This window comes from Methylovorus menthalis (assembly GCF_020523625.1).
In the GTDB taxonomy this organism is placed as follows: Bacteria; Pseudomonadota; Gammaproteobacteria; order Burkholderiales; family Methylophilaceae; genus Methylovorus; species Methylovorus menthalis.
Window position 1 is genome coordinate 1,552,611 of record NZ_JAJAQH010000006.1, and the last position, 22,865, is coordinate 1,575,475.

General features: G+C 55.9%; 22 protein-coding genes. 15 read left to right on the top strand and 7 right to left on the bottom strand.

The window, feature by feature from the left end:
• Positions 1-42: 42 nt before the first annotated feature.
• From LG204_RS13165 to LG204_RS13210, 10 genes are read left to right on the top strand one after another with little or no spacing between them, the layout of a single operon-like run.
• Positions 43-1,230, top strand: coding sequence for a type II secretion system F family protein (locus tag LG204_RS13165; RefSeq protein ID WP_230337707.1), 1,188 nt, complete (start codon positions 43-45; stop codon positions 1,228-1,230).
• The gene (locus LG204_RS13170) at positions 1,227-2,993 is read left to right on the top strand and encodes a GspE/PulE family protein (protein ID WP_407664208.1); all 1,767 of its coding nucleotides are present in this window, start codon (positions 1,227-1,229) and stop codon (positions 2,991-2,993) included. Before LG204_RS13165 ends, LG204_RS13170 begins: the two co-directional genes overlap by 4 nt.
• Complete coding sequence (locus LG204_RS13175; protein ID WP_230337708.1) at positions 2,974-3,909, top strand: hypothetical protein; 936 nt, start codon at positions 2,974-2,976, stop codon at positions 3,907-3,909. Before LG204_RS13170 ends, LG204_RS13175 begins: the two co-directional genes overlap by 20 nt.
• The gene (locus LG204_RS13180) at positions 3,906-4,430 is read left to right on the top strand and encodes a hypothetical protein (protein WP_230337709.1); all 525 of its coding nucleotides are present in this window, start codon (positions 3,906-3,908) and stop codon (positions 4,428-4,430) included. The genes LG204_RS13175 and LG204_RS13180 overlap by 4 nt, the downstream gene beginning before the upstream one ends.
• Positions 4,418-4,981: a type 4a pilus biogenesis protein PilO gene (pilO, locus tag LG204_RS13185; protein ID WP_230337710.1), complete on the top strand. Its 564-nt coding sequence runs from the start codon at positions 4,418-4,420 to the stop codon at positions 4,979-4,981. Before LG204_RS13180 ends, pilO begins: the two co-directional genes overlap by 13 nt.
• Positions 4,978-5,520 (top strand): hypothetical protein, encoded by a 543-nt coding sequence (locus LG204_RS13190; RefSeq protein WP_230337711.1) that lies wholly within the window; start codon positions 4,978-4,980, stop codon positions 5,518-5,520. Before pilO ends, LG204_RS13190 begins: the two co-directional genes overlap by 4 nt.
• Before the next feature lie 2 nt (positions 5,521-5,522).
• Complete coding sequence (locus LG204_RS13195; protein WP_230337903.1) at positions 5,523-7,466, top strand: secretin N-terminal domain-containing protein; 1,944 nt, start codon at positions 5,523-5,525, stop codon at positions 7,464-7,466.
• Between the two features lie 13 nt (positions 7,467-7,479).
• The gene (locus LG204_RS13200) at positions 7,480-7,953 is read left to right on the top strand and encodes a prepilin-type N-terminal cleavage/methylation domain-containing protein (protein WP_230337904.1); all 474 of its coding nucleotides are present in this window, start codon (positions 7,480-7,482) and stop codon (positions 7,951-7,953) included.
• Between the two features lie 2 nt (positions 7,954-7,955).
• On the top strand, positions 7,956-8,333 hold the full coding sequence (locus LG204_RS13205) for a type II secretion system protein (protein ID WP_230337712.1): 378 nt from the start codon (positions 7,956-7,958) through the stop codon (positions 8,331-8,333).
• Positions 8,320-8,835 carry a pilus assembly FimT family protein gene (locus LG204_RS13210; protein ID WP_230337713.1) on the top strand — a complete coding sequence of 172 codons (516 nt, stop codon included), beginning with the start codon at positions 8,320-8,322 and terminating at the stop codon, positions 8,833-8,835. Before LG204_RS13205 ends, LG204_RS13210 begins: the two co-directional genes overlap by 14 nt.
• Before the next feature lie 210 nt (positions 8,836-9,045).
• Here LG204_RS13210 and LG204_RS13215 read toward each other — a convergent pair whose 3' ends face one another.
• The 4 genes from LG204_RS13215 to glyA form a co-directional block, all read right to left on the bottom strand.
• The gene (locus LG204_RS13215; RefSeq protein ID WP_230337714.1) at positions 9,046-9,813 is read right to left on the bottom strand and encodes a TatD family hydrolase; all 768 of its coding nucleotides are present in this window, start codon (positions 9,811-9,813) and stop codon (positions 9,046-9,048) included.
• Between the two features lie 48 nt (positions 9,814-9,861).
• On the bottom strand, positions 9,862-10,968 hold the full coding sequence (gene ribD, locus LG204_RS13220) for a bifunctional diaminohydroxyphosphoribosylaminopyrimidine deaminase/5-amino-6-(5-phosphoribosylamino)uracil reductase RibD (RefSeq protein ID WP_230337715.1): 1,107 nt from the start codon (positions 10,966-10,968) through the stop codon (positions 9,862-9,864).
• Positions 10,969-10,972: 4 nt separating this feature from the next.
• Positions 10,973-11,455: a transcriptional regulator NrdR gene (nrdR, locus tag LG204_RS13225; RefSeq protein ID WP_015829640.1), complete on the bottom strand. Its 483-nt coding sequence runs from the start codon at positions 11,453-11,455 to the stop codon at positions 10,973-10,975.
• Positions 11,456-11,619: 164 nt separating this feature from the next.
• Positions 11,620-12,867, bottom strand: a complete 1,248-nt coding sequence (gene glyA / locus LG204_RS13230; RefSeq protein WP_230337716.1) for a serine hydroxymethyltransferase — start codon at positions 12,865-12,867, stop codon at positions 11,620-11,622.
• A 347-nt stretch (positions 12,868-13,214) separates the two neighbouring features.
• Here glyA and LG204_RS13235 point away from each other — a divergent pair, with 347 nt between their 5' ends.
• The 3 genes from LG204_RS13235 to iscX are packed head-to-tail and all read left to right on the top strand — an operon-like array spanning position 13,215 to position 16,042.
• Positions 13,215-14,738, top strand: a complete 1,524-nt coding sequence (locus LG204_RS13235) for a fumarate hydratase (RefSeq protein ID WP_230337717.1) — start codon at positions 13,215-13,217, stop codon at positions 14,736-14,738.
• Positions 14,739-14,753: 15 nt separating this feature from the next.
• Positions 14,754-15,821 carry an NADH:flavin oxidoreductase/NADH oxidase gene (locus LG204_RS13240; RefSeq protein WP_230337718.1) on the top strand — a complete coding sequence of 356 codons (1,068 nt, stop codon included), beginning with the start codon at positions 14,754-14,756 and terminating at the stop codon, positions 15,819-15,821.
• 26 nt (positions 15,822-15,847) lie between these two features.
• On the top strand, positions 15,848-16,042 hold the full coding sequence (gene iscX / locus LG204_RS13245) for a Fe-S cluster assembly protein IscX (protein WP_230337719.1): 195 nt from the start codon (positions 15,848-15,850) through the stop codon (positions 16,040-16,042).
• Between the two features lie 99 nt (positions 16,043-16,141).
• Here the strand turns inward: iscX and hemN are convergent, their stop codons facing one another.
• Positions 16,142-17,545, bottom strand: a complete 1,404-nt coding sequence (gene hemN / locus LG204_RS13250) for an oxygen-independent coproporphyrinogen III oxidase (protein ID WP_230337720.1) — start codon at positions 17,543-17,545, stop codon at positions 16,142-16,144.
• 136 nt (positions 17,546-17,681) lie between these two features.
• On the opposite strand from hemN, the gene LG204_RS13255 reads away from it, so the two are divergent.
• Positions 17,682-19,055, top strand: coding sequence for a phosphomannomutase/phosphoglucomutase (locus LG204_RS13255; protein WP_230337721.1), 1,374 nt, complete (start codon positions 17,682-17,684; stop codon positions 19,053-19,055).
• Positions 19,056-19,067: 12 nt separating this feature from the next.
• On the top strand, positions 19,068-19,571 hold the full coding sequence (locus LG204_RS13260) for a retropepsin-like aspartic protease family protein (RefSeq protein WP_230337722.1): 504 nt from the start codon (positions 19,068-19,070) through the stop codon (positions 19,569-19,571).
• Between the two features lie 116 nt (positions 19,572-19,687).
• Here the strand turns inward: LG204_RS13260 and LG204_RS13265 are convergent, their stop codons facing one another.
• Together LG204_RS13265 and LG204_RS13270 are read right to left on the bottom strand one after the other, a co-directional pair.
• A complete protein-coding gene (locus tag LG204_RS13265) occupies positions 19,688-21,016 on the bottom strand; it encodes an HlyD family type I secretion periplasmic adaptor subunit (RefSeq protein ID WP_230337723.1) in 1,329 nt (442 codons plus the stop codon).
• Positions 21,013-22,722: a type I secretion system permease/ATPase gene (locus LG204_RS13270; protein ID WP_230337724.1), complete on the bottom strand. Its 1,710-nt coding sequence runs from the start codon at positions 22,720-22,722 to the stop codon at positions 21,013-21,015. Before LG204_RS13270 ends, LG204_RS13265 begins: the two co-directional genes overlap by 4 nt.
• Between the last annotated feature and the right edge of the window lie 143 nt (positions 22,723-22,865).

Sequence of the window (22,865 nt, forward strand, 5' to 3'; positions counted from 1 at the left end):
ATATGGCATGCCATGTCGCTCGATTAATGGTGCAGGCGCTGTATGAAATTTGAACTGAAAGTGGCTCGCGGCCAGCAGATTCAATCGCTGGTGCTGGATGCTGGCGATGCCTTGCAGGCACAGCTGCAGGCCGAGGCACAGGGCTATAGCGTGCTGGCGACCAAAGCGCAGGGCAAGCTGGCCGTGGCGCGGGGCTTTAGCAAGCAGAAATTCAACCTGATGCTGTTCAGCCAGGAGCTGTTGTCGCTGCTGGACTCAGGTTTGAGCCTGGTGGAGGCGATAGAGGCGCTGGCGGAAAAAGAAGCCAATGCCGAATCCAAAACCATCCTCACCCAGGTAATGGCAGCGTTGTATGAAGGCCTGCCGCTATCGAGCGCGCTGGAGCGCTTTCCGCAAGTATTCCCCGCGCTGTATGTGGCGCTGATCCGAAGTAGCGAACGCACGGGCGACATGGTGCAGGCACTGGGTCGTCATGTGACGTATCAGGGCCAGCTGGATGCCGTGCGCAAGAAGATCGTCACCGCCTCCATTTACCCGGTGCTGCTAATTATTGTCGGCGGGCTGGTGATGCTGTTTTTGCTGGGGTATGTGGTGCCCAAGTTCAGCACGATTTACGAGAGCGCAGGCAATGACCTGCCGTGGATGTCGCAAGTATTGCTGGCCTGGGGCCGTTTGCTGCAAGAGCACGGCCAGGAGGTATTTCTCGGCTTTATTGCCATGGTCAGCGTGCTGGCCTATGTGCTGAGCCGCCAATCCGTGCGGGCGGCCATCATGAATCAGGTGTGGAAGATCCCCGCGCTGGGTGAAACCATGCGCATTTATCAGTTGGCGCGTTTTTACCGCACGCTGGGCATGCTGCTGCGCGGCGGCATTCCGCTAGTCACCGCCATGCAGATGGTGTCTTCACTGTTGCAACCGGCGCTACGTAACAGCCTGGCATTGGTCGAGCGCGACATCCGCGAAGGCAAGCCGCTCTCCAGCGCCATGGAAGAACATGGCATGACAACATCCATCGCCATCCGCATGCTGCGCGTGGGTGAGCGCACCGGCCGTATGGGCGAGATGATGGAGCGCATAGGCGTGTTTTATGACGAGGAAATCGCCCGTGCCGTCGACTGGTTCACCCGCTTGCTGGAACCACTCTTGATGGTGGTGATCGGCCTGGTGATCGGCGTGGTGGTGGTGCTGATGTATATGCCGATTTTTGAACTGGCGGGGAATATTCAATGAATCAACCTATGGACGCCATCTTATCGCCCGTGCTCGATCAGCTTGCCACGGAAAGCACAGCCAACGACACCATGAGCCCGCCTGCCACGCTCACGCTGACACCTCTCACGCTGACCCAAGTGGAGCAGGCGCGCCAGCTCGCCAGCCAAAGTCAGCGCCATGTGCTGGATGTGCTGGAAGAACTTTCCACGCTGGATGCCGATAGCTTTGCCCAGGCACTGGGCGCCTTGCTGCACTACCCCGTGTTGCCCATGGCCGAGCTGCATGCGCTGACACCGGATTTTGCGCTGCTGCCGTATGCCGAAGCCAGCAAGCAGGAATGCATTGCCCTGCGCGATGATGATGGCCAGCTGCATATGGTCTGCGCCAACCCGCTGGACCCTTATCTGCATGGTCGCATGGAGCTGCGCCTGGCGGAGCCTGCCCGCTGGGCGCTGGCGCACCGCAAGGATTTTGCTGCCTACCTCGCCCGCTTTGAAGAAAGCATGCGTGCCATGGATGGCATTTTGCCGGAGCATGGCGATGCTGAAAGCGGCAACAGCGGTATTGAAGATATTTCGCTGCGCTCCATTTCTGAAGACACCAGCCCGGTGGTCAAGCTGGTGCGCTCGACGCTGTATGACGCCCTCAAAGCCGGTGCCAGCGATATCCACATGGAAACCGACCCGCACGGCCTCACCATCAAATACCGCATTGACGGTGTGCTGAACATGGTGGGCAGCGTGCAGGGGTTGACGCAGGCCGAGCAAGCGATTTCGCGCATCAAGGTCATGTCCGAGCTGGATATTGCCGAGCGGCGCGTGCCGCAGGATGGCCGCTTCAAGGTGATGGCGATGGGACGCGAGGTGGATTTGCGCGTCTCCATCATGCCCAGTGTGTTTGGCGAAGACGCCGTGTTGCGGATTCTGGACCGCAAGGCGGTGACCGATCAGGCCAAGGGGCTCAGCATGGAAGTGCTGGGCTTTGAAGAATCCATCATGGCCCGCTTCCGCCTGCTGGCGGAGGAGCCCTATGGCATGCTGCTGGTCACGGGCCCTACTGGCTCGGGCAAGACCACCACGCTGTACGGCATCATCTCCGAAATCAATAACGGCCAGGACAAGATCGTCACCATTGAAGACCCGGTGGAATACCAGTTGCCGGGTGTGCTGCAGATCCCCGTCAACGAGAAAAAAGGCCTGACCTTTGCCCGTGGCCTGCGCAGCATTTTGCGGCACGACCCGGACAAGATCATGGTGGGCGAAATCCGCGATTCCGAAACCGCGCAGATTGCTGTGCAGTCTGCCCTCACCGGCCACCTGGTGCTGACCACGGTGCACGCCAACAATGTATTTGACGTGATCGGCCGCTTTACCAATATGAACGTCGACCCCTACAGCTTTGTGTCCGCCATCAACGGCATCATGGCGCAGCGGCTGGTACGCATCATCTGCCCACACTGTGCGGTGGATGACACCCCGGACGACGAGCTACTGGCCAAATCCGGCGTGACAGCAGAGATGTTGCCCGAATTCCACTTCCGTACTGGTCAAGGCTGTGGCCATTGCCACGGCACCGGCTACAAGGGTCGCAAGGCGGTGGCCGAATTGCTGGTGTTCAATGATTTGATCCGCGAACTCATCGTCACCCGCGAACCCGTGCGCAAGGTAAAAGAAGCCGCCCGCATCAACGGCACCCGCACCATGCGCGAAGCCGCGCTGGATATGGTGCGGCGTGGCGAAACCACCCTACTGGAGATCAACCGTGTCACCTCGCTGGTCTAGCCTTCCCACTGGCTTCTCCTCTGGCCTCGCCTCGCGCCTGCCAATCATCGGCGACATCTGGCGCGACGAATTGCGCGTGCTGGTACAGCCGCACCAGCTGGTGCTGACGCGCCTGAGCGGCTGGCGAAAAACGCGAGTGGTTTACGAAGATGTCATCGCCGTTGTCCGGCAGTCATCCGTCCATAGTGAGTCGAATACCCCTGGTATGGTGAACGGCGTGCCCCCTACCCCATGGCAAGCTGCACTGCATCAACTGGCGGTCACGATGCGTGATGCCCAATGGCAAGGTTGCCAGCCGCGCGTGATCCTTTCGAATCACTTTGTGCGCTATGTGCTGATCCCATGGAATACCAGCCTGAGCAAGCCGGATGAGCAGCGTGCATTTGTAAGGCACTGCTTTACGCAAGCTTATGGCGAACCAGCTCGGCAATGGGACATCCGCACCAGCGCAGCGGGGTATGGCAAACCATCTATGGCCAGTGGCGTGGAGCCCGATCTGCTACAAGCCTTGCGTCTCTGCTTTGCAGAGGCAGGCATGCATTTACAAAACATACATCCGCTCATGATGCAGGCCATCAACGAAACACGACGCCAGTTAGGCAAACAGACCAAAAGCCAACAGGCTGAAAAAAGTCTCTGTCTAGCCGTGCTTGAACAGGGAAGACTGGCTGTGCTACTTCAGCAAAACAATGACTGGCGCAGCCTGCAATGCCACGCCGCGAGTATTGATGCCTTGCCCGCCTTGATCCAGCGCGACGCCATTATCTCCGGGCTCGAAAGCGATCACTGGCCACTGGTGGTGTATAACGCCGAGCCTGGCATGCCAAGGCTGAATATCACAGGACGAAAATTGCATCAGCTTAGCCGTGAAATTCCGTTTCTACGTCAACCTGACCTAGCAAAGGTCGCTTCATGAAAACTCTGGCACTCAATCATGGACGCACGGTTTATCCTCAGGCCTCACTGAGCCGCATGCTGTTGTTAATCGGCGGGGCAGTTGCTGTGACGAGCCTCATTGCTCTGCAGCAACTGAGTGAGCGTCAGCAAAAGCTGGAACAGGACATGCAGCAACTACAGCAACCCCACACCGCCAGGTCAACGCTGAATCTGAGCGGCAAGGAAAATGCCGCCAAACGTGATGAAATCGCTGCCGTCAAAACCGTGATGGCCGAGTTGGCCCTACCATGGCAGCCGCTGTTCAAAACCCTGGAAAGCCTGAATACCTCCGAGGTCAAGCTGCTCGCCATTGAGCCCAATGCCAGGCAACGCAAATTACGCATCACAGGTGAGGCCAAGGATATCAATGTGATGCTGGCGTATGTACAAAAACTGGCGATTCAGCCTGTCCTGCAGGATGTATTTTTGCTGACGCATGAACAGTCGGAGGGCAGCGCCATGTCCGTACATTTTGTTGTGGAGGCTGCATGGGTTCAGTAAACCAGCAGGCCATCATGACATGGCTGCATTACCATGCACGCCAGCTAGGCTGGCAGGGCATGCTGGGGCTGGCCTTGCTATTACTCAGCGGCGTGCTGCTCCTCTTCTGGCTATTGCCGGGTAAAGCACATATAGAGCAGCGTGAGCAGGAGCTCGTCGTGCTGCGCGAGTCCATGCCGCAACATCAAGGCCGCTTTGCTGATCGCTCACCGCAAGCAACACTCAATACCTTTTATGGCTTTCTGCCCACAGAAAATGAGGCAACGCGCCTCTTGGGTGTCATGCTGACAACGGCCAGCGAGCATGGCCTCACCCCCGAGAAAGCCGACTATGCACTGGTACGTAGCCCGGCAGCCGCATTTACCCGCTACCAGATCAGCCTGCCCGTGCGCGGTAGTTATGTCGAGATTCGCATGTTTGCTAACCAGGTATTGCAACGTATACCGTCGGCGGCGCTCAACGAAATTACTCTCAAGCGGCAAGACATCCACGCGGAAGCCCTGGAAGCCCGGCTGCGGTTTACCGTTTTTCTGCGTAGAGGCCAGCCATGAGTGAACGCAAGCCTTTATCGCGCTATGGGATATGGATTGCGCTTGCTTTAACGATAGGGGCGACCCTATGGACCTCATTCACTGAGCCAGAACCAGAGGTCGCAAACATAACGCCCAGAGCCTATAGCCATAAACCTGCTCCCAGCAAACTGGGAGAGCAGTTATTCGCCTCTGGCTCGCGGGCCGACGACACCAGTCAGGATACCGATATTGATATCAGCAGACTTGCAGGGCGTATCTCCGATGAACCTGTTGGCAACTTGTTCGGCTTGGACGTGCCCTCAATGCAGCAAGCCTCTCAGCCACAAGAAGCGGCGGTGATTCCGCAGACACCAGCCCTGCCATTTACGTATGCAGGCAAGCTGGTCGATAACGGCAAGCTGATCATATTCATCAGTGAAGGAAACCTGAACTACACGGTTCGCGAAGGTGATGTGATTGGCCAATGGCGAGTAAAACGCATAGACCCGCCACGCATGATCATGAGTTACCGCCCCCTGAATACTGAAGTTCCCATGATGATTGGAGATATCAATTGAGTATGCCCCGCCCTTACCGCGCTATTGTCGTTGCATTGATGCTGGGGCTGGCTGCCTGTTCTGCACAGGAAAAAAAGCTGCAACAAGGCAATGCTGAATTTCAGGAAGCACGCTCCCTGGTCAATGCGGGCGACATTGAAGGTGGCATTGCCCGTTTGCGCGAGCTGGTGCGTACCTTTCCCGATAATCCGCAATATCGCGCTTATCTGAAACAACAGCAGGATATGCAATTGACATTGCTGCTTAAAGAAGCTGACCAGCGCAAACAACAAGGCCGCATTAGCGAGGCAGAAATCGCCTACCGGCGCGTATTGGCATTGGATGAACAAAACCAGCGCGCACTGGACGGCTTACGCCAACTCACCAGCGCCAGTCGCCATCAAGCCATGATAGAACGGGCGCAAGCCCTGTTTGTCGGCGGAGATAGTGAGGGTGCGCAGAATATTGCCCGCGCAGTATTAGCTGAAGAAAGCGGCAACTCAGCTGCCCGCGCCTTGTTTGAACTGATTGAGCAAAGACGCATCGACAAGATTGCCAACCCGCCACTGATCAAATCTGCTTTCAAGCAGCCGATTACCCTGGAATTCAAGGACGTGCCGATCAAGTCCGTATTTGAGTTTATTTCCAAGGCCGCGGGCATCAACTTCACCTATGACCATGACATGCCGAATGACCAGCGCACCAGCCTCTTCCTGCGGAATACCCCCATCGAAGATGCCATCGAGGTCATCCTCATCAGCAACCAGCTGGCAAAAAAAGTCCTGAACGAAAACACCCTGATGATTTACCCACTCAGCCGTAGTCAGGAATATCAGGAACTGTATGTGCGCAGCTTCTACCTTGGCAACACCGAAGCCAAGAAAGCGATGAACATGATCAAGACCGTGGTGAAGACCAAGGATGTGTATATCGACGAAAAGCTGAATACGCTGGTTATGCGCGATACGCCCGAAGCCATCCGCACCGCGGAAAAACTCATCACCTCGCAGGATATGGCGGAGCCGGAAGTGGTGCTGGAAGTGGAAGTGCTGGAGATCAACCGCCGCAGCCTGGAAGCCATCGGTATACGTTACCCGAGCTCGGTCAGTGTGGGCGTGCAGGGCCGCGATACAGTGAATGGCACCACGACATTGAGCCCAGGAAAACTGACGGTAAGCGAGCTCAAGAACTTCAACTCGGACCTTGGGGTATTCAGCATCAGCGACCCGGTACTGGCACTCAATCTATTGCAGCAGGATACCGATACCAACCTGCTGGCCAATCCGCGCATCCGCGTCAAAAACCGCGAAAAAGCCAAAATTCATGTCGGCGACCGCATTCCGGTGCTGACCAGCATCGCCAACTCCACCGGCTTTGTTTCCCAATCCGTAAGCTATATCGAAGTGGGCATCAAACTGGATGTGGAGCCCACCATCCTGCTCAATGACGAGGTTTCCATCAAGGTGGGATTGGAGGTCAGCAACCAGACCGACAAGATCACCTCCAGTTCAGGCACCGTGACCTATACCATAGGCACGCGCAACGCCAATACTATGCTTCGCCTCAAAAACGGCGAAACACAGGTATTGGCGGGCCTGTTGCGTGACGATGAACAGAAAATCGCCAACCGCGTCCCGGGGCTGGCGAATCTGCCGCTAATAGGCAAACTGTTTACCGACCGCAACACAGACCGCAGCAAGAAAGAGATCGCCTTGCTCATCACGCCCCGCATTGTCAGCAATATCACCCCGGCTGAAGCCCTTTATACCGCTTTTCCGGCGGGGGTGGATCGAAGCATGAACAAGGGTGCGCGATCTGTGCCGGAGTCCTTGCCACAGCCTCAAGCTGCCGCAGTAACGCCGCAGGAAGTGCAAGCGGCACGTGCCCGAGATGACAAGGCGTTTGCTGACTCGGTGATGAAGCCAGTTGACCAAATCAGCGCACCACCAACGTCAACGACACCCTGAGCCAACCATGAAGATGCAACGCCTGCGCGGCTTCACCCTGATTGAACTGGTCGTGACGCTGGTATTGCTAGCACTCATCCTGACATCGGCTGCGCCCATGGTGCAAATGACCATCAAGCGCAGCAAGGAGCAAGAGTTGCGGCGCGCGCTATGGCAGATTCGCGATGCACTGGATGCTTACAAGAAAGCAGGCGATGACGGCCTTATCAAGAAGAGTCCGGAACAATCTGGCTACCCACCTAATTTGCAGATTCTTGTGAAAGGCGTGGAAAATCAGCGTGATCCAAAAAAGCGCAAGCTCTACTTTCTGCGTAGCATCCCGCGTGATCCGTTTGCCCCGGCGAGCGAAGAAAATGCTGAAGCGACCTGGGGAAAACGCAGTTATGCCAGCTCATTTGATGAGCCAGAGCCAGGTGATGATGTGTATGACATCTACTCCCTTTCACGCGAAAAAGGGCTGGATAAGCGGCCCTATCGGGAGTGGTAATAATGGATAAATCCAAAGGCTTTACGCTAATTGAAGTATTAGTAGTGCTAGCCATCATCGCTACCCTGCTCAGCCTGGTGGCGCCACGTTATTTCGACACAATCGTCCGCGCACAGGAAACCTCGCTCAAGCATGACCTGATCACCATGCGCGAGGCCATCGACAAGTACTACGCTGATAACGCCGCTTATCCGGACACACTGGAAGACTTGGTACAAGGAAAATACCTGCGCAGTATCCCTGAGGACCCCATCACCAAAAGCGCACAAACCTGGACTGTGGTTGCCCCTGTAGACTCGGAAACCAAAGGGCTGATCTACGATATTCATAGCGGTTCAACCGATATTGCCGAAGATGGGAGCGCCTATGCTGACTGGTAACGACAAGCAGTCAGGCTATACGTTTCTAGGCCTGTTACTGGTGATCATGATAGCGGGGCTGGTACTGGCACAAGCGGGCAATACCTGGAGCAACCTGCGTCAGCGAGAACGAGAACAAGAGCTCCTCAAGGTAGGGGACAAGATACGTGAGGCCATAGGCAATTATTACCAGCGCTCGCCCGGCCTAGTTAAACAGTATCCGCGCACGCTGGAAGCCCTGCTTAGAGATGACCGTTTTCCACAACCTCAGCGCTATCTGCGGCAATTGTATGCTGACCCATTGACGGGCATCGTCAACTGGGGCGTGCTCGAAGCTCCCAGTGGCGGCATCATGGGCGTGTATAGCCTCGCCCCAGGCAAACCATTCAAGCAACGTAACTTTCCACCGCTCTACGAAAGCTTTGAAAAAAAGAAGCTCTATACGGAATGGATGTTTGCCTATTTGCCAGAAGCGGATGCACAACTCAACCCGGGGCAAAGCAATAACCCCTATGGATTTTAAACACTGGCCAACTCATCCACAATTTCTGTGGATAAAACTGTGAACATCTGTGACTTAAAACTGTAACTACGGCTGGCGTAAGGGATTTTTCAAAACGCCCAAAAAATAGACTGAAAAATAACCATTTAAAAACAATGACTTATTTTATGTCTTTGGATTGTTAAGGTTTTTTGCTTGAAGTTAATGTAGCACATGAGGTGATGTGCATAACTAGGCAATGGCAGGCAAGGCTACGAGGGCATTTTTACCTGTTGCAGCAATGACTTCGGCCAGCGGCAGGCTACGCAAATCAGCCAACACGCTGGCAATCGCCGGCAGCTCGTGCGGGCTGTTACGGCCACGATGCCCCAGCCATTCGGGTGCAATATCCGGGGCATCGGTTTCCAGCACGATGGCTTCCAGCGGCAATTGCCGAGCCAGCTCGCGAATATGCAGGGCGCGATCATAGGTCATGGCCCCGCCAAAGCCCAGCTTTAATCCCATCTCCATGAAACGCTCTGCTTGTTGAAAACTGCCATTAAAGGCATGAGCAATCCCGCCCTTCACGCCAATGCGGCGCAGGTGTTTCAGGATCAGATCGCTGGATTTGCGTACATGCAGGATGACGGGCAGATCAAAGTCACGCGCCAGTTTGAGCTGTGCCACGAAAAAAGCCTGCTGGCGTTCGATATCCGGGTTGGGGATGAAGAGATCGAGGCCGATTTCGCCTATTGCCACGGGCAGGCGTTGCTCCAGCTGCTCTTTCAGCACCTCAATATCCTGTTCTTTGGCGCGGCCAACAAAGAGCGGGTGTATGCCCAGCGCGTAGCGACACCAGGAAAACTCAGCGGCCAAGGCTTCAACCACAGAAAAATTCGCCGCCTCCACCGCGGGTACGACGATACGCGCCACCCCAGCATCATGCGCACGCACGGCGATGTCCGCCCTGTCGGCATCAAACTCTGGCGCATCAAGATGGCAATGGGTATCGACGAGCACGTGCTGCTTCTCCCGTAGTGAGGTGTCCGTGTGGCGGACATTGGTGATTTAAGGCTGTGGCTGGTGCGGGGTTGCCAGCAAGCGGATGTCACGGCCAAACTGCCGCATGTCGGTAATATCCAGATCAATGCGCGCTGCCATGCTCTGCAGCGTAGGCAGGCCAAACATGCCACGTGCATTGGCGCCCAGCAGCTTGGGGGCATAGTACAAAATCAATTGATCAATGAGACCTGCATCCAGCAGGGCACCATTCAGCGTTGCGCCGGCTTCCACCATCACATCATTGATGCCACGGCTCGCCAGGAGTTCCAGCAAGCTATCGAGACTGACGCGCGATTGATGGTCCGGCAAGTGCATCAACTCTACCCCATGCTGGCACAGGGCCGCGATACGATCCGCGCTGGCACTGCCGTAGACGATGAGGGCATTGCCGCCTTGCAGCATGCGCGCTTGCGGCGAAATCTGCAGATGGCTATCCACAATCACGCGTAGCGGCTGGCGGCCTTGCAGTTCTCCGGCCTCATCTCGCACGCTCAGTTGCGGGTCATCGGCCAGCACGGTGCCTATGCCGGTGAGCATGACGCAGGATTGGGCGCGCCAGTGCTGCACGTCTTTGCGTGCCTCAGGGCCGGTAATCCATTGGCTGATGCCATTTTGCAGCGCAGTGGCACCATCCAGGCTGGCGGCGATCTTGCTGCGCACAAACGGACGGCGGCGCGTCATGCGCGAAATGAATCCGGCATTCAGGCTGCGCGCCTGCGCTTCCAGCAAGCCGGACTGCACGGCAATCCCTTGCGCTTGCAAGCGCTGCAATCCGCTTCCTGCGACTTGGGGGTTAGGGTCCTGCATGGCGGCGACCACGCGCTTCACACCGGCCTTGATCAAGGCGTCAGCGCAGGGCGGTGTACGTCCATGGTGGCTGCAGGGTTCAAGCGTGACATAAGCATCGGCGCCTTGCGCGAGATCGCCTGCCTGGCGCAGGGCGTGCACCTCGGCATGGGGCTCGCCTGCTTTCAGGTGCGCACCTTCGCCGACAATCTGACCGTTTTTGACGATCACGCAGCCTACACGGGGATTCGGAGTGGTGGTGTAGAGGCCCTGCTCAGCCAGCCGCAGGGCTCGCGCCATCATCTGATGATCCAGCGCGCTGAACACGAGCTTATTCTCCGGCAGGGTCCGTCAGGCGACGGTGAGGTTTATCCAGATCGCGGATCACATCGCTGAAATCGTCGACATCCTGGAAACTGCGATATACCGAAGCAAAGCGCACATAGGCCACCTTGTCCATCAGGCGCAGCTCCTGCATCACGCTCTCGCCGAGATCGCGCGCCATGATTTCGCGCTCGCCCTTGGCCAGCAGCTTTTGCACGATGTGCTCGATGGCGCGGTCTACATATTCGGTGGGTACGGGGCGCTTGTGCAAGGCACGGGTAAAAGAAAGCCGCAGCTTGTCGCGATTGAATTCCTCGCGATTGCCGTTCTGCTTGACCACTTGCGGCAGATGCAGCTCGGCGGTTTCGTAGGTGGTAAAACGCTTGTCGCAGGCTGCACAACGGCGACGGCGACGGATGGAGTTGCCTTCTTCATTCACCCGGGAATCAATGACCTGGGTGTCATCGGTACCGCAAAAAGGACACTTCATGAGAGTTGACCAGGCAAGTTAAATGCAACGCGGTGAAAGGGATGAAACCCAGGCAGCAGACCTTCTGCCCATGAACGAGGTTTACCCTCTTCCATGGATATGGACACGCCAGCCTGATGTTTCACATGTCCCCTTTCATGTGTCGCGATGGTGATGGGCGGGAATTACGCGCCGTATACCGGGAAGCGGCTGGTCAAGGCGTGTACCTTGGCCTTGGTCGCAGCAATCACGGCTTCATCGGTCGGGTTGTCCAGCACATCGGCAATCAGGTTGGCCACCAGACGGGCTTCTTCTTCCTTGAAGCCGCGCGTGGTAATCGCTGGCGAACCGATACGTATGCCGGAGGTAACAAACGGGCTTTCCGGGTCATTCGGGATCGCATTCTTGTTCACGGTGATGTGGGCTTGGCCGAGATAAGCATCAGCCGCCTTGCCGGTCAGGTTCTTGGGACGCAGGTCCACAAGGAACACATGCGACTCGGTGCGGCCGGAGATAATGCGTAGGCCGCGCTCTGCCAGGGTTTGCGCCATGATGCTCGCATTCTTCAGCACTTGTTCCTGATAAACCTTGAAATCCGGTTGCAGTGCTTCGAGGAAAGCCGTGGCCTTGCCTGCGATCACGTGCATCAGCGGGCCGCCTTGCAGGGATGGGAACACATTGGAATTCAGGGACTTTTCAAACTCGGCCTTGGCGAGAATGATGCCGCCACGTGGACCACGCAGGGTCTTGTGGGTGGTGGAGGTCACAAAATCCGCATGGGGTACCGGGTTAGGGTAAACACCCGCGGCGATCAGGCCGGAGTAATGCGCCATATCGACCATGAAATAAGCACCCACCTTTTTGGCGATCTCGGCCATGCGTGCCCAGTCAAAGCGCAGGGCATAGGCAGAAGCGCCACCAATCAGCAGCTTGGGCTTGCACTCGATGGCAATGCGCTCCATCTCGTCGTAATCGATTTCTTCCTTGTCGTTCAGGCCGTAAGGCACGATGTTGAACAGCTTGCCGGACAAGTTGGCAGGGGAACCGTGGGTCAGGTGACCACCGTGACCGAGGTTCATGCCCATGACGGTATCGCCTGGCTTGAGAATGGAGAAATACACCGCCTGATTGGCCTGAGAGCCGGAGTGCGGCTGCACGTTGGCATATTCAGCACCGAACAGTTGCTTCACACGGTCAATCGCCAGTTGCTCTACCTGGTCGACAAACTCACAGCCACCATAAAAACGCTTGCCTGGATAACCTTCAGCATACTTGTTGGTCAGCTGTGAACCTTGCGCCTGCATGACGGCAGGGCTGGTGTAGTTTTCAGAGGCGATCAGTTCAATATGCTCATCCTGGCGCTGACGCTCGGCTTCAATATGCTGCCAAAGTTCAGGATCTGCGACGTTCAGGGTTTTTGCCGTGCTAAACATGTTCAATTTTCCAAGGGCTTAAAAAGTAAATAGGCAGAATTTTAACATGATCAGCCACTTAAAGAATGAATACGCTTCACTCATTGCGGAGTGCATCGGTGGTGGCTATGTACAGCCATGTGGCTGATTACAACCACCAGTGAACTATACTAAAAAATCAAGCGACTGATTATAAAAGAATAAATAGTTGGCACGCGCCTTGCGTTACAGTTAATAGCAATCTCCGAATGTATATCTCATAGGTCTCTTCACCCGCCGTGCATGGATTAGGCCGCACGGCGGTCTTTTTTTGAGGCATACGGGTTGAGCGCTATAATGGCCCTGCATTTATCCCCCCGGGCGCTTCCATGACCACGATTCGGCAAGACGACTTCATACAAAGCATTTACCAATCCCTGCAATACATTGCCTGCTACCACTCCCCTGATTTTTTGCAGGCGCTGCATAAGGCATGGCAACGCGAGCCCGCGCCCGCCGCACGCGATGCCATGGGGCAAATCCTCATCAACTCCTACCTGTGCGCGCAGGGGCAACGCCCGCTGTGCCAGGATACCGGCATCGTGGTGGCCTTTATCCAGGTTGGCATGCAGGTGCAATGGAATGCCAAGCTGAGCCTGCAAGAGATGGTCAATGAAGGCGTGCGCCTGGCGTATGGCGATCCGGATAACCGCTTGCGCGCCTCCATCGTCTCCGACCCCGCAGGCAAGCGCCTGAACACACGGGATAACACGCCTGCCGTGGTGCATGTGGAACTGGTGCCCGGCGACAAGGTGGAGATCAATATTTCCGCCAAGGGCGGCGGCTCTGAAAACAAGGCCAAGCTCGCCATGCTGGAGCCTTCGGACAATATCGTCGACTGGGTCCTGCGCACGGTCCCTACCATGGGCGCAGGCTGGTGCCCACCGGGCGTGTTGGGCATAGGCATAGGCGGTACCGCGGAAAAAGCCGTGCTGCTGGCCAAACAATCGCTGTTTGCGCCGATAGATATTCAGCAGTTGCGCGAGCGCGGCCCGGCAGACCGCGCCGAAGAGCTGCGACTGGAGCTTTATGAAAAAGTGAATCGCCTCGGCATTGGCGCCCAAGGCCTGGGCGGGCTGACCACGGTATTGGATGTCAAAATCCTGCAAACCGCCACACACGCCACCTCGCTCCCGGTCGCCATGATCCCCAACTGTGCGGCCACGCGTCATATTCATTTCACGCTGGATGGCAGCGGCCCGGCCGTGTTGCCAGTGCCACGCCTGCAAGACTGGCCGCAGATTGCGCAGGAATCAGGCACGCCCATGCGGCAGGTCAACCTGGACAGCCTGACCAAAGCCGACATCCTGCAATGGCAGCCTGGCGAACAGCTGCTACTGAGCGGCAAATTGCTGACCGGCCGCGATGCAGCCCATAAACGCATTGCTGACCTGCTGGCCTCGGGTCAACCTTTGCCGGATGGCCTCGATTTTCATAATCGCTTCATTTATTACGTCGGCCCCGTAGATCCGGTGCGCGACGAGGTTATCGGCCCTGCAGGCCCGACCACCGCCACCCGCATGGATCGCTTCACCGACACCATGCTGGGTCAAGCCGGGTTACTGGGAATGATAGGCAAAGCCGAGCGCGGTGAAGCCACGGTTGAGTCCATACGCCGCTATCAATCGGTGTATCTGATTGCGATAGGCGGTGCGGCCTTTCTGATTTCGCAAGCCATCAAAGCGGCACGTGTGGTGGCGTTTGCCGACTTGGGAATGGAAGCGGTATATGAATTCACCGTGGAAAACATGCCGGTCACCGTGGCCGTCGATAGCCAGGGCCATTCGGTGCATGAAACTGGCCCGGCAGAATGGCGTCCAAAGATTGCCGACATCCCCATTTTTACTGCCTAGGAAGCGAGCCCCGTCATGGCCCATCTTTTTACCCCGATTACGCTGCGCGAGTTGACCATCAGCAATCGCATTTTTGTATCGCCCATGTGCCAGTACTCCGCCATTGAGGGCATGCCGAATGACTGGCATCTGGTGCATCTGGGCAGCTTTGCCCGCGGCGGTGCCGGGCTGGTGATGGTGGAAGCCACCGGCGTGCTGCCAGAAGGCCGCATCACGCCACAGTGCCTGGGCTTGTGGAATGATGCCCAGCGCGATGCCTTGCACCGCATCGTGGATTTCATTCATGGACAAGGCGCCGCTGCCGCCATTCAGCTGGCGCATGCCGGACGCAAAGCATCGTCGACCCGACCTTGGGAAGGCAGTACCGGCATTCCTGTCGATCAGGGCGGCTGGAACACCGTCGCACCTTCCGCGATACCATTCAGCCCGCAGCATGCAACTCCGCAAGCACTGGATAAAGCAGGCATCGCCCGCATTTCCGATGCCTTTTTGGCAGCGGCTGAACGAGCGCTGGCAGCAAGCTTTGACGTGATTGAGCTGCATTGCGCGCACGGCTACCTGCTGCATGAGTTTTTGTCACCGCTTGCCAATCAGCGTGACGATGAATACGGCGGCTCACTGGAAAACCGTTGCCGCCTGCCATTGGAAATTGCGAAGCGCCTGCGCGACTTCTGGCCGCAGGACAAACCTGTGTTCGTGCGCATTTCCGCCAGCGACTGGATAGAAGGCGGCTGGGATATCGCCCAGTCCGTGCAATTCGCACGCTGGCTCAAGGAGATCGGCATTGACCTGATTGACTGCTCCAGCGGCGGCCTGATTTATGATGCCGTGATTCCCACTGGGCCTGGCTATCAGACAGAATTTGCCAGCCGCATCCGCAATGAAGCCGGGATTGCCAGTGGTGCAGTGGGCATGATCACCACATCGACGCAGGCCGAACATATCCTTGCCACGCACCAGGCCGATGTTATTTTCATGGCGCGCACCCTGCTGAGCGACCCGCACTGGCCGCTGCATGCCGCGCGCGAATTACGGGCAGATCATCCCTGGCCGTTGCAGTACGAACGTGCCAAAAGTTTTTGATATTCACTCTTACCCAAGGAAAACACATGAAATGGACTGACAGCCTGCGCATCGCTGAAGCGCTGTATGACGCACATCCGGATATCGCCCCCAAGACCATCCGTTTTACCGACCTGTATCAATGGGTGCTGGATCTGGAGGAGTTTGACGATGCGCCGGAAAAATGCGGCGAAAAGATACTGGAAGCCATCCAGCTGGCCTGGATAGAAGAAGCGGAATAAGGACCCATATCACCAAGGTTAAGCGTAGTCGCTGGTTGACCAGTGACCACGCTTAACGCGGCGGGACTATCAAAATTACCTGTATGCCGAGGTGGCAGTTCAGATACTGTTGGAATACCGTGGCTGAACCTGAATAGTCTGATCGCTACTCAGGGGTTTGGCCTCCATCTGCCTGCCATCAAACAGCATGGCTATATTGCGCAGGAATAAACGGCCGATCTCGGTCACGCGAAGTTCATCGCTTTGCAATGTCAGCAAACCATCCTGTTGCATCTCCTCGATTTGAGGCAAGGCCGCAGCAAAATAGTCATCAAACTGAATATTCCACGCGGCTGAAAATGCACGCTTATCCAGGCGTAAATCACACATCACCCGGGTAATGGCGGCACGGCGCAGCTGGTCTTCCGACGTGACGTGCAAACCACGTTCAATCGGCAGTCGCCCTGCCATCACCGCATCCCGATATTCCGACAGCACCTTAGTATTTTGCGCGTAGGCGTTTTCCGTTTGCGAAATCGCCGAGGCGCCCATGGCCAGAATGTCGCAATCCTTGTGCGTGGTATATCCCTGGAAGTTGCGATAAAGCGTACCCTGCTGCTGGGCACGCACTAGCTCATCATCAGGTTTGGCGTAATGATCCATGCCGATGTGCACATAGCCTGCCGCCGTCAGGCGATCCAGCGTCATCCTCAACAGTTCCAGGCGTTGATCCAGGGTCGGCAATGCAGCCTCAGGAATCAGGCGCTGATGCTTTTTCATCCAGGGCACATGCGCATAATTGAAGACCGCCAGTCGATCCGGCGCCATGGCGATCACGGCGTCCAGCGTATGGGCAAAGCGCTCGGGGGTCTGGTGCGGCAAGCCGATGATCAGGTCAAAATTGATGCTGTTGATCCCGGCATCGCGTATCCATCCGTACACCTGCTCAATCAAATCCTGCGACTGAATGCGGTTGATGGCCTGCTGCACCTGCGGATCCAGATCCTGCACACCCAGGCTCAGGCGGTTGAAGCCGCAGGAGGCCAGTGCATCCACATGCGCACGCGTGAGTTCACGCGGATCCATTTCGCAGCCGATTTCGGCATCGTCTGCGATGCGAAAACGACGGGCAAATGCCTGATGCAGCTTCACCAGATCATCCGGCCTTAAATAAGTAGGTGTGCCGCCACCCCAATGCATCTGGCGCACCAGCCGATCCGCTGAGGCACTGTCTGCCACCAGGGTCATCTCTTGCAATAAGACCTCAAGGTAGCGCTCGGCCTTGCTGTAATCACGCGTGGCCACCATATTGCAGCCGCAGTAATAACAAAGCGTGTCGCAAAACGGGATATGCGCATACAGCGAGATATCGCGCCCGCTGTCGCGGCTGGCTTGGAGCTCATGCTGCCAGGCTGTTGCGTCAAAGCCGGTATGAAAATGCAAGGCCGTGGGATACGAGGTGTAACGCGGCGCAGCCTTGCTGTATTTGTGCACAAGTGAGGTCGGGAATTCCATAATAACCATTATATATTTATGGTTAAAATTTTCCAGCCTTAATCCATCTGGACTATTGCCCGGCGTATTGCCTGATTTGGGCAAGCCGCGATATCGGAATCCCGTTTAGAATAGGAGCAATTCCATTCAGCAAAGGGCACGTCGCATGCTTGCACCCAAAGAGATTTTCAAGGCTTATGATATCCGCGGTATTGTCGGTAAAACATTGACTCCCGAGATTGTCGAACAAATCGGAAAGGCCATTGGCAGCGAAGCCGCCAAACTGCACCAAAAAGCCATTTGCATCGGCTACGATGGCCGCCTCTCCGGCCCTGAGCTCGCTGAAGCCTTGGCACGCGGCATTCTGAGTACGGGCATTGATGTGATACGCCTGGGGCTAGTGGCAACGCCTATGGTGTATTTTGCCGCGCATCAGCTCAAGACCGGCTGTGGCGTCATGGTCACGGGTAGCCACAATCCGCCTGACTACAATGGCCTGAAAATGGTGATCGCCGAAGAAACGCTTTCCGGCGAAAGCATCCAGCGTTTGCGCACCCGCATTGAGCAACAAGACTTTGCCACCGGCAGTGGCCAAGCCAGCGATTACGACATTGCCGATGACTACATCAACCGCATTGCCTCGGACATCAAGCTGAGCCGCCCCATGCGCATTGCCGTCGATTGCGGCAATGGCGTGCCAGGCGCCTACGCGGGCAAGCTCTACCGTGCATTGGGTTGCGAAGTGGAAGAGCTGTTCTGCGAGGTTGATGGTCACTTCCCTAACCATCACCCAGACCCTTCCGTGCCAGAAAACTTGCTGGACCTGATTGCAGCTCTTGGTAAAGGCAACTCCGAAATCGGTCTGGCGTTTGATGGCGACGGTGACCGCCTCGGCGTGGTGACCAAGGATGGCAAGATCATCTACCCTGATCGCCAGCTGTTGCTGTTTGCAGAAGATGTACTGCAGCGCGAACCCGGCGCCACCATCATTTACGATGTGAAATCCTCACGCAACCTCGCGCCTTGGATCAAGGCACGCGGCGGCTTGCCGCTGATGTGGAAAACCGGCCACTCGCTGGTCAAGGCAAAGATGAAAGAAACCAGCTCAGCCCTGGCTGGCGAAATGAGCGGCCATGTGTTCTTCAAGGAGCGCTGGTTCGGTTTTGATGATGGCCTATACAGCGGCGCGCGCCTGTTGGAAATTCTAAGTCGCTCGGCTGACCCATCTGCTCTACTGAATGCTCTGCCAGACAGCGTGAGTACGCCAGAACAGCACATCCACATGAATGAAGGCGAGCCGCATACCCTGATCGCCGGGCTGCAAAAAACCGCCGAATTTGCAGGCGCTACCGAAGTCATCACCATCGACGGCCTGCGCGTGGAATACCCGGACGGCTTTGGCCTGATGCGGCCTTCTAACACAACGCCCGTGATTGTGCTGCGCTTTGAAGCAGACGATGAAGCCGCCCTGCTGCGCATCCAGAACGCCTTCCGTAGCGTGATTCTGGCGGCAGCACCGCATGTGCATCTGCCCTTCTAAGCCAGCTTTATCTTGAGTAAAACAGCATGGCTAGCCGCCGTGGCTTGGCTGCTAGCCGCCGCCGGAATTTATTACGTAGTGGATGGCCGGATGAATCCGAACAGGAATCCCGGCAGCCAGGGCGGCGAAGTCACCCTGCAACGCGGCATGGATGGTCATTACCGTGCAACAGCGCTGATTAATGGCGAAAAGGTAGATGTACTGGTGGATACCGGCGCCACCGGAGTTGCGATCTCAAGCCGCACCGCCGAGCGCCTGGGCCTCAGCAGCCATGTTGCCGCCCGCACCACCACCGCCAATGGCGATGCCGTGGCTTATGTCACGCGCCTGCGCAGCGTCAAGATCGGTGAGGTGGAAGCACATGATGTTGCCGCCATGATCACGCCAGGCCTGCAGGGCGAGGCGCTACTCGGTATGTCATTTCTGAGTCGAATGGATGTCCGCCTGTTTCGCGGCAAGATGACCATCAAACAGGGAGATGAGGCAATCTCCGCGCCGACAGCCGGGGATTTTTAAGTCTGACGGATATTGAATTCAGCCCACATCCGTTGTATATCCCGTTAGGCATCAGCCACGAATATACACACGCAAAAACCATCACCTAAAGCGCAGACACTCTCCGGCACTACTCACTACTCTTCGCGGAAGGTATGCCGCATACGCTGGGTAATAGGTGATATCAAGTATTCCAGCATGGTGCGCTCCTGCGTTTTGATAAAGGCCGTCACGGGCATGCCCGGTTCAATCTTCACGTGCTGCACGCTCTGTAATGCTTCCTTGTCTATGCGCACGTGTGCCGGATAGGTCAGCAGATGGGTTTGCGGGTCTTCAATCGCGTCGCCGGCCACATATACAACCTCTCCCTTCACCATGGGGGTCGTGCGCTGATTGTATGCATTCAACTGCACCTCAGCAGGCTGACCAGGATAGACGGTATCAATATCCAGATTACGCACATTGACTTCTACCACCAAATCTTCGGACACCGGCACAATATCCATCATGACCTGCCCCGGGCTGACTACGCCTCCCACTGTCGTTACCTTCATTGCAATCACCTGACCATCTATCGGCGCAGTCACGGTACGCCGATGCATGGCATCTTCCGCCGGACGCAACCGCTCCAGCACCTCACGTAACTGATTTCCAGTATCCTTCAGATCTGCATCGGCATCCTGAATATAGCGATTCTTGACATCAATCACGCGCAGCTCAAGCTCGGCAACACGTGAACGGGTATTATTAAGCTCGGCAGATTGTGCTGCCAGCTGTTCGTGCTTTTCGGTGAGGGACTGCCGGTAATTCAGCACATCCGCCTTGCCAACAAAATTCTTCTGCATCAATCCTTCGCGCATCGAAAGTTGCTCATGCCGATATTTGATATTCTCTTCTATCGCTTTTAGCTGATCCTCATAAGCAGCAGACTCGGCTCGAGAGTGGCCCAGTTCGGCGCGCAAAAGTGCAATCTGGTCATTCAGCATTTTTCGCTTGGATAAAAATTGCGCCCTTTCCTTATTAATCAGCTCCTGATGCTTGCTACTCAATGGTTGTAGCAAATGCTGCGGGAAAGTAATAGATGTTGATAATGTCTTCTCAGCCACCAGCCTGGCCTCCTTCGCCAGCAAAGCATCCTGTTGGTCACGCAAGATATTCAGCTCAGCACTATTTCGGGTATCTTCAAGCAGTACCAAAGCCTGACCAAGCTTGACGCGATCTCCATCACGCACCAGTATCTGTTTGACGATTCCACCTTCAAGATGCTGTACCGTTTTGCGATTGGTGGCGATCTTGATCTTGCCTTCTGCAATCACAGCACCACTTAATGGCGCAACGCTAGCCCAAGCAAAAAAGCCACCTACGATCACTACCGTCATGAACATGCCCTTGCGCGCAATACGCGTGGCCTGACCGGATTCATCAAGCGGCAATGAAGGAACCAACATCGAGGTTATCAGACTCATGCGGGTTGCGCTCCTTTCACCAGCGCTACCTGACCAGTATTATCTGAGGGCACTGTGTTATGCATGATGTCATCGCGACGACCGAAATTCACCTGTCGTCCTTGCTCTAGTACCAGTAACTTATCCACATCGCGAAGCACACTGGGTTTGTGACTCACAATCACCAGCGTAATCTTGCGCGCCTTGACCTCTCGTATCATGCGCATGAAGGCCAGTTCCGAAGGGCCATCAAGATTGGCATTCGGTTCATCCAGCACGACAAGCTTGGGAGTGCCAAATAGCGCACGTGCCAAGCCTACGAGTTGGCGCTGACCAGACGAAAGCAGCCGCCCTCCTTCACCAATCTCGGTGTCATACCCTTGAGGCAGACGCAAGATGAAATCATGAGCACCTACCAGCCTGGCGGCCTCGATCACTTTATCGACATGGGCTCCTACTTCTGCCATGCGGGCAATATTCTCGGCAACAGTGCCAGAAAACAATTCCACCGCCTGTGGGAGGTAGCCGATATGTGGTCCCAGCAAACCTGTTTGCGACCACTGAAAAATATCAGCACCATCCATACGCACTGCCCCGGCTGTGGGTTTATACAACCCGACCAGAAGGCGAGTCAGAGTGGATTTACCCGCTGCACTATTGCCAATCACGCCTAGAGCCTCACCCGCAATCAATTCAAAATTGAGATTGCGCAGAATTTCACGTTCGCGACTGACGGCAAAAAACAACTTCTCTACCCTCAAGTGGCCCTCGACATGCTGCAGGGTCACATTTATGGTGTCAGGGTTGTAGTCCGCCAACATTTTGTTAAGGCGGCTGTAGGCATGGCGTGCCTTGATGAAAAAACGCCAGCCTGAAATCACTCGATCAATTGGCACCATGACTTTACCCATGATAATCGTAGCTGCGATCATCACCCCTGGCGTGACTGTTCTATCATTGATCGCCAGCCAGGCAGCCACAGCCAGCGCCAGCGTACTCAGCAGATTGCGCACCAGACGCGACCAGGCTGCAATGGATGCTGACTTGGTGGCCGATTGAATGTTGTGCGACAAGGCTTTGTCATGCACCTTGGACCAGCGGCTGGTCACGGCTTCGCGCATGCTCATGGCGTTGATCGCCTCAAGATTGTTAAGGGCGGAATCCAGCATATCCTGCGACTGGCGCAAGGCATCTTGCCCTTGCTTCTGACTTTCGGCACTAACCTTTTCTTCCAGATAGGTCAGCGCCACCAGAATAAGAGTGCCCACCACGGCCATCAGACACAACCAGGGATGAAACAGGTATAGCACAAAGAAATAGACGGGAATCCAGGGCACTTCAAATACGGCTTGCACCCCAGAGCCAGAGAAAAAAGATTGCACGGTGTGCACATCATCAAGGCCACGACGATTTGCGCGCGACTGGCTTTGCATATTAAGCATGCAGGCTAGCACCGTTTTCTGCATCAGGCGCTGCATGGTGGCGGAGGTACGAAGAAACAGGCTTTGCCGCAGATACTCCACGTAATACTGAACCAGCAACATAAACACCACCAGGATAGTCAGCATCACCAGGGTTTCATTGCTATGGCTGCTCAGCACACGGTCATAAAGCTCCAGCATATAAAAAGCCGGCATCAACGTCATCAGGTTGATGACAAAGCTGAAAATACCGGCATAAATAAAAAACTGCCTGCACTGCAGGATGTAATGCTTGATGGCATTCATGACCAGACTCACCCCCCAATAAACCTGCGGCCCCCAACACGCAGGGGCACCTTATCATCTGCATGCCATTCTTATTTATTGTAATTAGTCCACACTTGGAGTCTGGAAGATAAATATGGCGAAATGCATTAGCAAAAACAGGC